Here is a 14,388-nt window from a genome sequence, read left to right as displayed (position 1 = left end):
GAAATGAAAATACGCTAAAATTGAACATAAAATTGGGGCGATTATACAGGATTTTTTGTCGATCTTAAAAATCTTCTTTCTCCTCAACCGCACTTTTTCCATTTTTCACGTATAATACGTCTCTTTCTATAAAAACAAAAAAACAGAATGACCGAATTGACTCAACAAGAAAAGAAACAAACTTATAATTTCAATAAATTACAAAAGCGTTTACGTCGCAATGTAGGCAACGCCATTGCCGATTTTGGAATGATCGAGGAAGGCGATAAGGTGATGGTATGTTTATCCGGTGGAAAAGATAGCTACACACTTTTAGATATTTTGCTGAATTTACAACAAAGTGCACCGATTAAGTTTGAGATTGTGGCGGTGAATCTTGATCAAAAACAACCGGGTTTCCCTGAACATATATTGCCTGAATATTTAGAAAGTATCGGTGTGGATTACAAAATCGTGCAAGAAAATACTTATGGCATTGTGAAAGAAAAAATACCGGAAGGAAAAACGACTTGTTCTCTCTGCTCTCGATTACGCCGAGGCATTTTATATCGTACGGCAACAGAATTAGGTGCAACCAAAATTGCCTTGGGTCATCATCGTGATGATATGCTGGCGACCCTTTTCCTGAATATGTTTTATGGTGGGAAAATGAAATCGATGCCACCAAAGTTAATTTCTGACGATGGCAAACAGATTGTGATTCGCCCACTTGCTTATTGCAAAGAAAAAGACATTGAAAAATATGCCGTTGCGAAAAAATTTCCGATCATTCCTTGTAATTTGTGTGGCTCACAGCCGAACTTACAACGCCAGGTGGTGAAAGAAATGCTAAATACTTGGGAACGTCAATATCCGGGACGTTTGGAAACAATGTTTAGTGCTATGCAAAATATTACGTTGTCACATATGTGCGACCCGAAATTATTTGATTTCAAAAGTATTCGACACGGACAAACTTTAGAAGGAATTGAGGGTGATACCGCTTTTGATGAAGAACGTATTGAGCCAATGCAATTTAATGATGAAGATCAAACGGATTTTTCTCACAACGAAATGATTAATTTTAAAGAAGTGAATTGATATGTTAAATGTGAATGGAATTGAATTAGCAACGGATAATTCAGGCTATTTACTTGATAGCTCGCAATGGAATGAAGATGTTGCTCGAGCCATAGCAATACAAGAAAATCTTGAATTAACAAAAGCCCATTGGGAAGTTATTTATTTTGTTCGTGATTTTTACCAAGAATATAACACCTCCCCTGCGATTCGTATGTTGGTAAAAGCGATGGCTGAAAAATTAGGTGCGGATAAAGGAAACAGCCGTTATTTGCAGAGATTGTTCCCCGAAGGGCCGGCAAAACAAGCGACCAAACTCGCAGGATTGCCAAAACCGGCAAAATGTTTATAAAGTGCGGTTAAATAAAGGTGAGTTTTGCAAAATTTGTCATATTTTTGACATATTTATCAGCTATACTCACCGATATTAAGTTTATTTTTCCAAAGGAATATTTATGAAAAATCAACATATCTCATCACATTTTAATCAAGAGTTAGAAGATGTCCGCACCGAAGTAATGCAAATGGGCGGAATCATTGAACAACAACTCCAAATTATTTTACAAAGTCTTAGCCAAGCCAATCCACAAGGGTTAAAAGAAGTCTTGGAAAGTGAGAAAAAAATTAATGAGATGGAAGAATTAATTGATGATCATTGCCAAACAATTATAGCCCGCCGTCAGCCCGCCGCCGGCGATCTTCGCTTTGTATTAACCACTACCCGTATGATTGTTGATTTGGAACGTATTGGGGATGAATTAAAAAAAATTGCAAGTTATACCAACAATCTTTTGGTAAATAATAAAATCTCCTCTTCGGGTTTATATGATACACACCGCATTTTAGATATGGCATCTATAATGATTCGCCGTGCATTGGACGCCTTTGCCCGTTTAGACGAAACGGCGGCGATTGAATTAAGATTATCCGATGAAAAATTAGATATGGATTATCGTAATCAGCTACGCTTGTTAATGACAAATATTTTTGAAGAACCTAAAAACATTAGCACTTGGATTGATGTAATGATGATGAACAAAGCGGTAGAACGAATAGGTGATCACGCCAAAAATATGGCGGAACACGTTGTTTACTTGGTAAGAGGTATTGATATTCGCCATAAACCGCTTGATGAAATCGAATCAAACTTAAAATAATCCTTCAAACGGTAAGGTAGCTAATTAACTGACAAAATCGTTTTAAAGCAGCTACCCTTACCCACTTCACTGGAAATATCTAATTTCGCATTATATTTTGCCAAAGCAAATTTGGTTATCGCTAAACCTAATCCCGTTCCTCCGGTTTGGCGGGAACGGCCGTTATCAACCCGATAAAAACGTTCGGTTAAACGCGGAATATGTTCGGCGGCAATTCCTACCCCGGTATCGGTAACCGAAAATTCGATTTTATCCGTTTCCAAAATACGGAGACGGATTGTAATCGAGCCTTGCTCCGGCGTGTAACGAACGGCATTAAAAGTGAGATTGCTGAATGCGCTATACAGTTCGGTTTCTAAACCATAAAAATACAGATCAGGGGTAATATCAACAATAAATTGATGTTGCCCTTGGGAAAAGTTTTCCGTAGATTCCACCACTTGTTTTACCATTTCAGACAGATTAAACCGTCGATATTTGCCGCCGGTTGATTGACCACGTTCTAAACGAGAGAGTGTTAATAAGTCGGATAACACACTTAACATTCTCTGCCCTTCTTTCTGCATTAATGATAAAAACTGTTGGTGTTGTTCAATAGATAAATCCGGTGTTTCTAGTAAGGTTTCGGTAAACCCGTTAATGACGGTAAGAGGTGTTCGTAATTCATGAGAAACATTGGCAACGAAAGCGATTTGAGCTTCATCTAACTGCTCCTTTTTTGTTATATCTTGAGTAATCAATAATTCGCTATGTTGCTCAAACGGTTGACGGCTAATTTGTATAATTCGTTTAAAATAGTCACCATTAGGTAAACTTAATTTTAGCACTAGCGGTTGATCATCAATACGTTGTTGTAAAAATTGTTGAAAATCAGGTTGGCGAATAAGATTTTGTAAAATAGAATTGAGATCATTGTGATAGTTAAGATTGAGATGTTTACAAGCCAGTGAATTAAACCATTCGATTCTTCCTTCATTTAAGATGATGACACCATTCGGGATAGTATCAATCATTTGATTAAAACGTGTTATTGAGGCAGAAAGTTCTTTTTTTCGTTTTTGGCTGGCCTTACGCAAGGCGAGTATTTTATCAAAAATATGCCCCCAGATACCGCTACCGTATAATTCGTTTTGTTGATCATTAAGCCAACGAATAAGTCGATTTAAATAAACAAGTTGATAGAGAATGCCGCACGATAATACGGCAGAAACCGATACCCATAGTGCAATGGTTCCTCCAGCCAAATAACTTATACCGGCAATAAAGACTAATAAAAAAATAAAACGTAATAAAGCAGATAAAAGGACCGTCATATTTTGTTTTCCACATTAAATCGATAACCTGAACCCCTTATCGTTTGTAATAACCCGTCTAATTTAGCCGGTTCAAGTGCTTGGCGTAATCGTCTAATATGGACGTCAATGGTTCGTTCCTCCATAAAAATATGATCTCCCCAAACAAAATCTAATAATTGGCTACGACTATACAAACGATTAGGGTGCGTAATAAAAAAATGAAGCAGTCGAAATTCTGTCGCACCTAAATTAAGCGTTATTCCATCACCAATCACAATCTTATTAACAGGATCCAGACTTAACCCTTTTATTTCTATCAGCTGCTCGGTTTTATGCGGATGATGGCGACGTAAAAATGCTTTGATTCTAGCCACCAGTTCTCGAGGAGAGAAAGGCTTGGTAACATAATCATCCGCACCGATGTTTAATCCTTGTTCTTTGTCCGTTTCATCACTTCGTGCGGTAAGTAAAATAATCGGTAAATATTGCGTACGATTGTTTGCCCGAAGTTCTTTCGTAAATTCCACACCGGAAATATCGGGTAACATCCAATCCAGTAAAATAAGATCAGGAAGCTTTTCATCTATCAATTTTCTTGCTTGCCGTATGTTTTCCGCACAACGAACATCAAACCCGGCTTGTTCTAAAGTAAATTGAATAAGTGTCATGATTGATGTTTCATCTTCTACAATGAGAATATCAGCTTTAGACATATGATTTTCTCCTTAAATTCGTCCTCTAAATTAACCGCACTTTTTATTATTGAACATACTAAAAGTGCGGTCAATTTTAGACGTGTTTTAACCAAATTTACCCGTAATATAATCTTCGGTTTCTTTGCGATTCGGTTTAGTAAAAATTTGTTTCGTATCACCGATTTCAATCAGTTCACCAAGGTACATATAAGCTGTCATATCGGAAACCCTAGCGGCTTGTTGCATATTATGGGTTACGATTGCAATGGTATAATCTTTTTTCAATTCCGTAATCAATTCTTCAATATAAGCGGTTGAAATCGGATCTAATGCTGAAGTCGGTTCATCAAGTAGTAACACTTCCGGTTGACAAGCAATCGCCCGAGCAATGCATAATCGCTGTTGCTGACCACCGGACAGTGAGTTACCTGATTGTTTTAATTTATCTTTCACTTCCGTCCATAATGCGGATTTACGCAACGCCCATTCTATTCGATCATCTAAATCGCTTTTATTTAACTTTTCATAAAGTTTAACGCCAAAAGCCACATTATCATAAATCGACATAGGAAAAGGAGTCGGTTTTTGGAATACCATACCGACTTTAGCACGCAATAAATTCACATCAATCGTTGAGTCTAAAATATTTTTTCCATCTAATAACAACTCCCCTTTTGCGTGCATATTGGGGTAGAGATCATACATACGATTAAATATTCTCAACAACGTAGATTTACCACAACCGGAAGGGCCAATAAAAGCCGTCACTTTTTTTTCTAAAATATCCACATTAACATTTTTCAAAGCATGAAACTGCCCGTAATAAAAATCTAAATTTTTCGTTGAAATTTTTGTTTTCATCGCATTTTCCTAATCTTTTTTGCGTCCTAAAATTCTTGCACCGATATTAGCAAATAACACCGTACAAGCGATTAATAAAGCACCTGCCCAAGCCAATGACTGCCAATCTTTATAGGGACTCATTGCAAATTGATAAATAACATTCGGTAAATTTGCGATCGGTTGTCCCATATCCGAGCTGAAAAACTGGTTGTTTAATGCCGTAAAGAGCAAAGGTGCGGTTTCTCCCGATATACGTGCAAATGCCAACAGTATTCCTGTTAATACCCCCGTTTTGGCGGCTTTTAATGTAACCATTGATACCATTTTCCATTTTGGCGTACCCAAAGCATAAGCGGCCTCCCGTAAACTATTAGGAACTAATTTCAACATATTTTCCGTAGTACGAACCACGACAGGAATAACCAGTAATGATAAGGCTAATGAACCCGCCCAGCCGGAGAAATGCCCTTGTTTGACGACAAAAATACCATAAATAAATAAACCGATAACAATTGAAGGCGCGGAAAGTAAAATATCATTCATAAATCGCGTGATGGTAGCAACTTTGCTATAACGCCCGAATTCGGCCAGATATATACCGGTTAGAATACCTATCGGCGTACCGATAAATAAACCGAATAAAGTAATCAGTAAACTTCCCCAAATAGCGTTACGTAACCCTCCCTCGACTCCGGGCGGAAGAGTATCTACTTTAAAGAGATGGAGCCCGAACCCATCAAGTCCATAAGCCAATAATGTATAAAAAATCCACCCCAACCAAAATAAACCAAATCCCATCATCACCCAAGCTAAGGCTAAATAGAGACGGTTGGTCCACCGGCGGCGTATATATAATGAACGATTCATTGCTAGCGTCCCTCATATTGAGTCATTCTTAATAGCATTAATTTTGATAAGCTCAACACGATAAAAGTAATGATAAATAAAATTAATCCAAGATAAAGTAAGGAAGATAGATGCATTGGATCCACTGCTTCTGCAAATTCATTGGCCAATGCCGAAGTAATAGAGGCACCGGAATTATTTAAACCGACACTCATATTAAATGTATTACCGATAACAAAAGTGACAGCCATTGTCTCACCTAATGCACGTCCTAAACCAAGAATAATGCCGCCAATCACCCCAACTTTAGTATAAGGCAAAACGACATGACGAATAACTTCCCAGCGGGTACAACCCAAACCATAGGCTGATTCCTTCAACATTGTAGGTGTTACTTCAAATACGTCTCTCATAACAGAAGCGATATAAGGAATAATCATAATGGCAAGAATTAATCCGGCGGGAAATAACCCTATCCCCATTGGCATTCCTTCAAACAATGCACCGACAAATGGAAGATGACTTAAATGTTCAATCATAAAAGGCTGGATCGTATCGGAGAAAATAGGCGCGAAAACAAATAGCCCCCACATCCCGTAAATGATTGAAGGAATGCCTGCTAATAATTCAATGGCTACACTTAAAGGACGGCGAAGAAAAACAGGACATAGTTCGGTCAAAAATACGGCAATACCAAAACTAACCGGAACGGCAATAATTAATGCAATGATTGATGTTACCAACGTACCGTAAATAGGAGCTAGCGCACCATATTGACTTTGTACGGTATCCCATTCGCTTGAAGTTAAAAAAGCCAAACCGAATTGTTGCATTGCAGGATAAGCACCAACCATTAATGAAATTAAGATGCCGCCAAGACTGATTAATACGAGTAAAGCAAAAAAGCGGGTTATATTGACAAATAACAGATCAATAAAGGCTTGCTGCTTTAGTTTTTCGGAAAGCGTCATAATATATCCTTAAAATATTCCCTTCCCTCATAGAAGGAAGGGAAAACGTCTATTTTAAATTCGTTTTTTGCCATTCTTTGCGAATGAGATCTTTAACCTTATCCGGTAATGGCACGTAATCCAATTTTGCAGCTTGTTCGTTTCCTTTTGTATATGCCCAATCAAAGAAATTGAGTACGGTTTCTGTTTTTTGTTTATCCGCACTTTCTTTTGGAATTAAAATAAAAGTTGCAGCAGCCAACGGCCAAGCTTGCTCACCCGGTTGATTGGTCAATACTAAACTAAAGCCTTTCGCTTTATCCCAATCAACATTGGCAGCGGCGGCAAAACTTTCTTGCGAAGGTTGCACGAAATTACCTGCTGAATTTTTTAACTGGACATAAGACATTTTATTCTGCTTAGCATAAGCGTATTCCACATAGCCGATTGAGTTTTTAACTCTTCCCACATAAATTGATACGCCTTCATTGCCTTTTCCGGCAGCACCATTGGCTGATGTTGGCCATTTTACAGTATTCGCCGCACCTACTTTTTCTTTCCAGTCGGCTGAAATTTGACTTAAATAGTGTGTAAAAATAAAACTGGTACCTGAACCATCCGCACGAAATACGGTTGTAATACGGGCGTCAGGTAAATTTAAATCCGGATTTAACGCACGAATTTTTCCATCATTCCAATGTGTGATTTTGCCTAAATAAATATCGGCTAGTATTTCACCGGTTAATTTCAATTTACCGGGTTCAATTCCTTCTATATTCACAACAGGTACAACCCCACCGATAACGGTTGGAAATTGAATGAGATTGTTTTTAGTTAAATCTTCCTCTTTCATTGGAGAATCTGAAGCACCAAAATCAACGGTTCTGGAAATAATTTGCTTAATACCACCGGAAGAACCGATTGATTGATAATTAACTTGATTTCCTGTTTCTGTTTTATAATTCATTGCCCATTGAACATAGATCGGTTGAGGAAAGGAAGCTCCCGCCCCTGTAACCGTTGTTTTGGCTTGAGCCGTTTGACTTACTGCAAAAGCTGATAACAAGGTAAGCGCAATATAACGCATTTTTTTCATACTATAATCTCCTGTTTTAGATGAGTGAGTTATCACGGTGCGTAAGATAACAAAAAAATATTTCAGAAATATGACAGACAGGATTTATGAATGATTTTTTAAAACACGTTAATTATTGACCGCACTTTTAAACTGGAAAGAAACCGCATCAGAATAGATTATTAAAAATATGAAAAACTATTGAAGAAATAAGGTATTATAAAACAAGCACTATACTAACTATATAGTTTTTATACTGTACGGAATTTTAATATTTGGAGGAATATAAAACTTATGAATGGTGCCAGTGGCCGGACTCGAACCGGCACGCTTTTAAGGGCGGCGGATTTTGAATCCGCTACGTCTACCAATTTCGTCACACTGGCATGTGAACTGTAATTTCTTGATATGTTACCAATCTACAACTCAAAACTGAGCTTTCGGGTGGCATTATACGCATATACAAATACGTAGCAAGTAAAAAATTTCAGTTCCTATTTATTTGACTTAAAATTAAACAAAATACCTTTATCAAAATTTAATCAGGAAAAAAAGTACCGCCAGACAAACGCACTGACTAAAACACATAACACGATTAAAATTTGAATTAATCTTTTCTTTGTTAATTTTTCTACTGCCATATTCTTAAAATACCTATTTAATGTTAAAATCTTTGCGTTAGATCAATTTTATACTATTTTTAAAAGATATTTGGGGATCAAATGAAAAATTTTGTTTCAGAAACTAAAGTGGGACGTCGGGTTCAATCAGGCGGATGTGCTATTCACTGCCAGGATTGCAGCATTAGCCAACTTTGTATTCCTTTCACGTTAAATGAACACGAACTTGATCAACTTGATAACATCATTGAACGTAAAAAGCCTATCCAAAAATCACAGGTTCTATTTAAAGCCGGAGATACATTAAATTCGATTTATGCCATCCGTTCCGGCACAATCAAAAGTTATACTATCAGCGAGGCAGGTGAAGAACAAATAACCTCTTTCCATCTGCCGGGCGATCTAGTCGGCTTCGATGCTATTACCAATATGCAACATCCCAGCTTTGCACAAGCACTGGAAACCGCAATGGTATGTGAAATCCCTTTTGATGTTTTAGATGATCTTTCGGGAAAAATGCCTAAATTACGTCAACAAATTGTTCGCCTAATGAGTAGTGAAATCAAAAGTGATCAAGAAATGATTTTATTACTTTCCAAAATGAATGCGGAAGAACGCCTTGCGGCATTTATCCACAATCTATCTAAACGCTACTCTGCCCGAGGTTTTTCAGCGAAAGAATTTCGTTTAACAATGACACGCAGTGACATCGGTAATTATCTCGGTTTAACCGTTGAAACGATCAGCCGTCTTCTAGGTCGTTTTCAAAAATCAGGTGTACTTTCCGTACAAGGTAAATATATTACGATTAATGATATAAATGCATTAATCGAACTTACCGGTATAAATAGAACCAAAATTACAATGATAAAATAAAGAGAGGGTGTGATGTTACTCACACCTTTTTCTTATAACAATTGTCGTAAATCATCTTTTTAATGATCTTTTCTTGTCATATGAGAAATTCTTTTTTATGCTACGGCAATAATCACGGAGGTTGTTATGAAATTTAAAAATATCCTAGTTGTACTCAATCCTGATAATGAAAAACAATATGCACTTGCACGCGCAGTACGCCTTGTAAAAGAACAAGAAAACGTTGAGAAAGTTAAAATTACGACATTATTGACCGTTTATGATTTATCTTACGAAATGTCGGCATTGCTTTCTTCTGAAGAGCGCGAAGAAATGCACAAAACGGCCATTGAACAACATCGCCAAGCCGTACAATTTTACCTTGACAAATATGCTGATCCACAAATTGAATTTGATTCGCATATCGTTTGGAACAGTAATGAAGCGGAAGGTATTCGCGAAGAAGTAGAAAAAAATGAATACGACCTTGTCGTAAAATACACAAAAGATGAAGAAAGTTTTACTTCGCTTATTTTTACACCGGTCGATTGGCAATTATTGCGTAAATCCCCTATCCCTGTACTCATGGTTCGTGATGGTGATTGGAAACACCAACGTAGAATTTTAATTGCGGTCAATGTTTCCGGTGAACAAGATTATCAAGATGAATTTAACCAAGAACTTGTTTCAACCGGTATGTCTCTTGCGGAAAATCTGAATCGAGGCAATGTTCATCTTGTATCTGCTTACCCCGTAACACCAATTAACATGGCGATTGATTTACCTGAATTTAATACGTCCGGTTATGAAAGCGGTATCCGTGGTCAACACTTAATCAATATGAAAGCCTTACGTCAAAAATTCGGTATTGATGAAGATCATACTCATGTACGAGAAGGTTTTCCTGAAGATGTTATACCTGAAGTAGCAAAAGAAATTGAAGCCGAACTTGTTATTTTGGGTACGGTTGGTCGTACAGGTCTATCTGCCGCATTGCTTGGTAATACGGCAGAACACGTGATCAGCAAATTAAGTTGCAATCTACTTGCTATTAAGCCTTCAAAAAAAGAAGACTAATTATCAAAAGCAAAAGTGCGGTCAAAAAAATCGATATTATGTAGATATCGAAAATAGTCTCAATTTTGACCGCACTTTTGTGATCTATCTCACAAATTTAGAAAAATTTATTCGATTATCTTTTACTTTTCCTCTACACTCCCGTCCCTGTTTTTTTCGAAATACTTTCTACTTGGTTAATTACAATTCATTTTAAAAGGACAATTACCATGAAAAAAACATTTATTAGCGGATTAACTCTTCTTGCCGCTTGCGCACAGGCTCACGAAGTTTGGGTTTCAGCACCACAACAGTTAAAAACGGATTCAATTTTGAAAGCAGAACTGGCTTATGGCGACTACCCTTATATTGAAAAAATTCCTGAAGCGCGTTTATCTATTTTTGCCCCGATGGAAATCATCAATCAAGACGGTGAACAACAATCACTTATACAAAAAGGTGAAAATTATCAATATCAATCTGAAAAACCTTTAAAATCAGGCTCTTACTGGGTTACGGCAACCTATAAACCGACATTTTGGTCACAAAATGCGGAAGGTTGGCAAATGAAAAATATGCAAGAGACACCGAATGCGACTTATTGTGAGCAAACACAGATGTTCGGCAAAAGTTTGGTTACCGTAGGAAAACAGCCATTAAATGCAGAAATGGCGATGACTCGTGTGGGATTACCGCTTGAAATCGTTCCTTTAAAAGATCCTAGTAAGGTAAAATCCGGGGAAACGTTCCCTGTACAGATTTTTTATAATGATATGCCTCTATCGGGAGAAACCGTCATTGCCACAGCAGATACTGTGATCGTGAAAGATTTAGAGGCAGCTACAGGGCACCGCGAACCACAAGGTTTTTCAGGAAAAACCGATAGTCAAGGACGAGTGAACATTATTCCTTTAATTGACGGGATTTGGAAAATCAAAGTAATTCACAAAACACCATTTGCAGATCAAGCGGTTTGTCAACAATCGGCAAACTACTCAACTTTAATTCTTCCTGTTGGAAAAGGATTAACAAAACTTCCTCCGAAACCTGAACATCATCACCACTAAAACGGTATTATGCATCACTTGCACAAAAGGCTGTTTTTAATTCAAATGTAGGGTGCGTTAGGCTTGCCGTAACGCACCAAACTTGGGTTTAACGGTGCGTTACGCCTTTGGCTAACACACCCTACTCTGTTTTGTGCAACTGCTACATAATACTGCACTAAAACAAAAGTGCGGTTAATTTTAACCGCACTTTTATCACTTACTTTTTCCGTTCAACCCATTTACCATCAATAAAATCTACAATCCATTTGGTGGCTTTTCCGTTTTTTTCTGAAGTAACATATTGTTTCTTCTCTTTACGGCTGAAACGAATAATCGCCTCGTTACCTTCCGGATCTTTTTGTGGTGCATCGGCAAGATAAGCTAATTTTTCCGGTAAACGATCACGATATAAGGCTAATTCAGCAACTTTTGCCGCTCGGGTTTCACGGGATTTCGGGAAATTATGTGCTGACATAAATACCCCGCTTGCACCGTCACGTAACACAAAATAGGCATCTGATTTTTCACATTTAAGTTCCGGAAAATGTACAGGCTCTTCTTTTGGTGGTGCAACTTCACCGTTTTTTAGAATTTTGCGGGTATTATCACAATTTGTACAACCCATATATTTACCAAAACGACCCAATTTTAAGTGCATATCCGCACCACATTTATCGCATTCTACGATCGGACCGTCATAACCTTTAATTTTGAACGAACCTTCTTCAATGAGATAACCATCACAATTCGGATTATTACCACAAATATGGATTTTACGATGTGCATCAATCACATAACTATCCATTGCCGTGCCACATTTTTCACAACGTTTACGTTCCATCAAGGCTTTGGTTTCTGAAGAATCATCCAATATATTCAGTAGTTCCGTTTCCGGAATTAAATTTATCGTGGTTTTGCACCGCTCTTTAGGTGGTAATGCATAACCGGTACAGCCCAAAAATACGCCTGTACTTGCCGTGCGGATCGCCATATTTCTGCCACAAGTAGGACATTTAATATCGGTTTCAACCAAACTATTCGGACGCATTCCTCCTTCTAATTCATCTAATTCCGCTTTAGAAAGTTGGTTGGAGAAATCCTTGAAAAACTGATTTAATTCGGTTTTCCAATTAACGGAACCTGATGCGATTTTATCCAACGCATCTTCCATATTCGCAGTGAAATCATAACTCATTAGTTCACTGAAGGATTCACTTAAACGATCGGTTACAATCTCCCCCATTTTTTCTGCATAAAAACGGCGATTTTCTGTTCGCACGTAACCACGTTCTTGAATGGTAGAGATAATGGTAGCGTAAGTAGAAGGACGGCCAATGCCACGTTTTTCCAATTCTTTTACCAAAGCCGCTTCGGTAAAACGAGCCGGTGGTTTAGTGAAATGTTGGCTTGGTTGCACTTCTTGCAAAGCTAGTTTTTCTGCAACTTTGACTAAAGGTAACTCTTGATCTTCCGGATTTTTGCCCATTTGCGGTAACACTTTTGTCCAACCATCAAAGCGTAAAATTCGACCTTTTGCTTTTAATGTATAATCACCCGCAGTCACACTAAGCGTGCTACTGTCATATTGAGCCGGTGGCATTTGACACGCCAAGAACTGACGCCAAATTAAATCATAAAGGCGCACCGCATCTTTTTCCATTCCGCTTAAATGTTCCGGTAACATTTCAATATCGGAAGGGCGAATTGCTTCGTGTGCTTCTTGCGCATTTTCTTTGCTGGAATAAAAATTCGGTTTTTCCGGCAAATATGCTCCACCAAAGTGAGTTTCAATGTAGCCGCGTGCCATATTCAACGCATCTTGACTTAAATTAGTTGAATCGGTACGCATATAAGTAATGTAACCGGCTTCATACAAACGCTGTGCCAACATCATGGTTTTCTTCACGCCAAAGCCTAAACGTGTACTGGCTGTTTGTTGAAGTGTTGATGTAATAAATGGCGCACGCGGACGCGAGCTTGTGGGTTTTGTCTCTAAATTTGTGACAACGTAATCAGAAACATTGAGAAAATCAACCGCACTTTGGGCTTCTTTCTGATTTTTCGGAGCAAATTTTTTGCCTTTGTAGTCTGTTACTTCCAAACGAATGACTTTTTTACCCTGAGTTTGTGTAACAACCGCGACTTCCCAAAATTCTTCCGGTTGGAAAGCTTTAATCTCCCGTTCACGTTCTACCAATAGTTTTACCGCAACAGATTGCACCCGACCGGCAGACAATCCTCGCGCCACTTTTTTCCATAGCAATGGTGAAACCATAAAACCCACAACACGATCAAGAAAACGGCGTGTTTGCTGCGCATTTACACGATCCATATTCAAATGTTCAGGTTTTTCAAAGGCTTGTTTAATAGCATTTTTAGTGATCTCATTAAATACCACTCGGCTAAAACGCGCATCATCTCCGCCAATCACTTCACGTAAATGCCAAGCAATGGCTTCCCCTTCTCTATCCAAATCGGTTGCCAGATAAATATGATCCGCTTTTTTGGCGAGTGATTTCAATTCCGCCACCACTTTTTCTTTTCCCGGCAAAATTTGATAATTCGCCTGCCAATCGTGATAAGGATCAATCCCCATACGTTTTACAAGAGCATTGCGCTCCTTTTCAGCTTTGATCTTTGCCTTTTCCTCAACACTTAATCCTTTAGTTGAAACAGGTTTAGCCTTTTCTCCTGATCCCGAACCCACGGTCGGTAAATCACGGATATGTCCCACGCTGGATTTCACAACATATTGGCTACCTAGATATTTATTAATCGTTTTCGCTTTTGCAGGTGACTCCACAATCACCAAAGATTTACTCATTTGATTACCTAATCTCACTGGAATTTTGTAAAATTGGCGGTATAGTGCAAACTTACGCAGGCAA

13 protein-coding genes and 1 tRNA gene are annotated in these 14,388 nt (G+C 38.1%); 6 read left to right on the top strand and 8 right to left on the bottom strand.

Features of this window, described 5'->3' with window-relative positions; translation table 11 throughout:
- Nucleotides 1-147 precede the first annotated feature (147 nt).
- From ttcA to phoU, 3 genes are all read left to right on the top strand, one after another.
- Nucleotides 148-1,080, top strand: a complete 933-nt coding sequence (gene ttcA / locus HEMROJRC1_RS00375; protein ID WP_226691106.1) for a tRNA 2-thiocytidine(32) synthetase TtcA — start codon at nt 148-150, stop codon at nt 1,078-1,080.
- A gap of 1 nt (nt 1,081) precedes the next feature.
- A complete protein-coding gene (locus HEMROJRC1_RS00370; RefSeq protein WP_226691105.1) occupies nt 1,082-1,411 on the top strand; it encodes a TusE/DsrC/DsvC family sulfur relay protein in 330 nt (109 codons plus the stop codon).
- A 103-nt stretch (nt 1,412-1,514) separates the two neighbouring features.
- Complete coding sequence (phoU, locus tag HEMROJRC1_RS00365) at nt 1,515-2,216, top strand: phosphate signaling complex protein PhoU (protein WP_226691104.1); 702 nt, start codon at nt 1,515-1,517, stop codon at nt 2,214-2,216.
- A gap of 20 nt (nt 2,217-2,236) precedes the next feature.
- On the opposite strand, the gene phoR is transcribed toward phoU, so the two are convergent.
- The 7 genes from phoR to HEMROJRC1_RS00330 all read right to left on the bottom strand — a co-directional run bounded on the left by phoR (nt 2,237) and on the right by HEMROJRC1_RS00330 (nt 8,306).
- Nucleotides 2,237-3,529 carry a phosphate regulon sensor histidine kinase PhoR gene (phoR, locus tag HEMROJRC1_RS00360; RefSeq protein ID WP_226691103.1) on the bottom strand — a complete coding sequence of 431 codons (1,293 nt, stop codon included), beginning with the start codon at nt 3,527-3,529 and terminating at the stop codon, nt 2,237-2,239.
- Nucleotides 3,526-4,224: a phosphate regulon transcriptional regulator PhoB gene (gene phoB / locus HEMROJRC1_RS00355; protein WP_194812169.1), complete on the bottom strand. Its 699-nt coding sequence runs from the start codon at nt 4,222-4,224 to the stop codon at nt 3,526-3,528. Before phoB ends, phoR begins: the two co-directional genes overlap by 4 nt.
- Nucleotides 4,225-4,311: 87 nt before the next feature.
- Nucleotides 4,312-5,067 (bottom strand): phosphate ABC transporter ATP-binding protein PstB, encoded by a 756-nt coding sequence (gene pstB / locus HEMROJRC1_RS00350; RefSeq protein ID WP_226691102.1) that lies wholly within the window; start codon nt 5,065-5,067, stop codon nt 4,312-4,314.
- Nucleotides 5,068-5,076: 9 nt separating this feature from the next.
- Nucleotides 5,077-5,916 (bottom strand): phosphate ABC transporter permease PstA, encoded by an 840-nt coding sequence (gene pstA / locus HEMROJRC1_RS00345; RefSeq protein WP_226691101.1) that lies wholly within the window; start codon nt 5,914-5,916, stop codon nt 5,077-5,079.
- 2 nt (nt 5,917-5,918) lie between these two features.
- Nucleotides 5,919-6,866, bottom strand: coding sequence for a phosphate ABC transporter permease subunit PstC (gene pstC / locus HEMROJRC1_RS00340; RefSeq protein ID WP_226691100.1), 948 nt, complete (start codon nt 6,864-6,866; stop codon nt 5,919-5,921).
- Between the two features lie 49 nt (nt 6,867-6,915).
- Nucleotides 6,916-7,941: a phosphate ABC transporter substrate-binding protein PstS gene (pstS, locus tag HEMROJRC1_RS00335; protein WP_226691099.1), complete on the bottom strand. Its 1,026-nt coding sequence runs from the start codon at nt 7,939-7,941 to the stop codon at nt 6,916-6,918.
- Nucleotides 7,942-8,219: 278 nt separating this feature from the next.
- A tRNA-Leu gene (locus HEMROJRC1_RS00330) sits at nt 8,220-8,306 on the bottom strand.
- Nucleotides 8,307-8,642: 336 nt separating this feature from the next.
- Here HEMROJRC1_RS00330 and HEMROJRC1_RS00325 point away from each other — a divergent pair.
- From HEMROJRC1_RS00325 to HEMROJRC1_RS00315, 3 genes are all read left to right on the top strand, one after another.
- Nucleotides 8,643-9,416: an FNR family transcription factor gene (locus tag HEMROJRC1_RS00325; protein ID WP_226691098.1), complete on the top strand. Its 774-nt coding sequence runs from the start codon at nt 8,643-8,645 to the stop codon at nt 9,414-9,416.
- Between the two features lie 126 nt (nt 9,417-9,542).
- Nucleotides 9,543-10,472 carry a universal stress protein UspE gene (uspE, locus tag HEMROJRC1_RS00320; RefSeq protein ID WP_226691097.1) on the top strand — a complete coding sequence of 310 codons (930 nt, stop codon included), beginning with the start codon at nt 9,543-9,545 and terminating at the stop codon, nt 10,470-10,472.
- A gap of 209 nt (nt 10,473-10,681) precedes the next feature.
- Entirely contained in the window at nt 10,682-11,518 is an 837-nt protein-coding gene (locus HEMROJRC1_RS00315; protein WP_226691096.1) for a DUF4198 domain-containing protein, read from the top strand.
- A 199-nt stretch (nt 11,519-11,717) separates the two neighbouring features.
- Here HEMROJRC1_RS00315 and topA read toward each other — a convergent pair whose 3' ends face one another.
- Nucleotides 11,718-14,324 (bottom strand): type I DNA topoisomerase, encoded by a 2,607-nt coding sequence (gene topA, locus HEMROJRC1_RS00310; RefSeq protein WP_226691095.1) that lies wholly within the window; start codon nt 14,322-14,324, stop codon nt 11,718-11,720.
- Nucleotides 14,325-14,388: the final 64 nt, after the last annotated feature.

Origin of the sequence: Rodentibacter sp. JRC1 (genome assembly GCF_020521555.1) — a bacterium.
In the GTDB taxonomy this organism is placed as follows: Bacteria; Pseudomonadota; Gammaproteobacteria; order Enterobacterales; family Pasteurellaceae; genus Rodentibacter; species Rodentibacter abscessus.
This window is presented reverse-complemented; position numbering and strand designations above follow the sequence as displayed.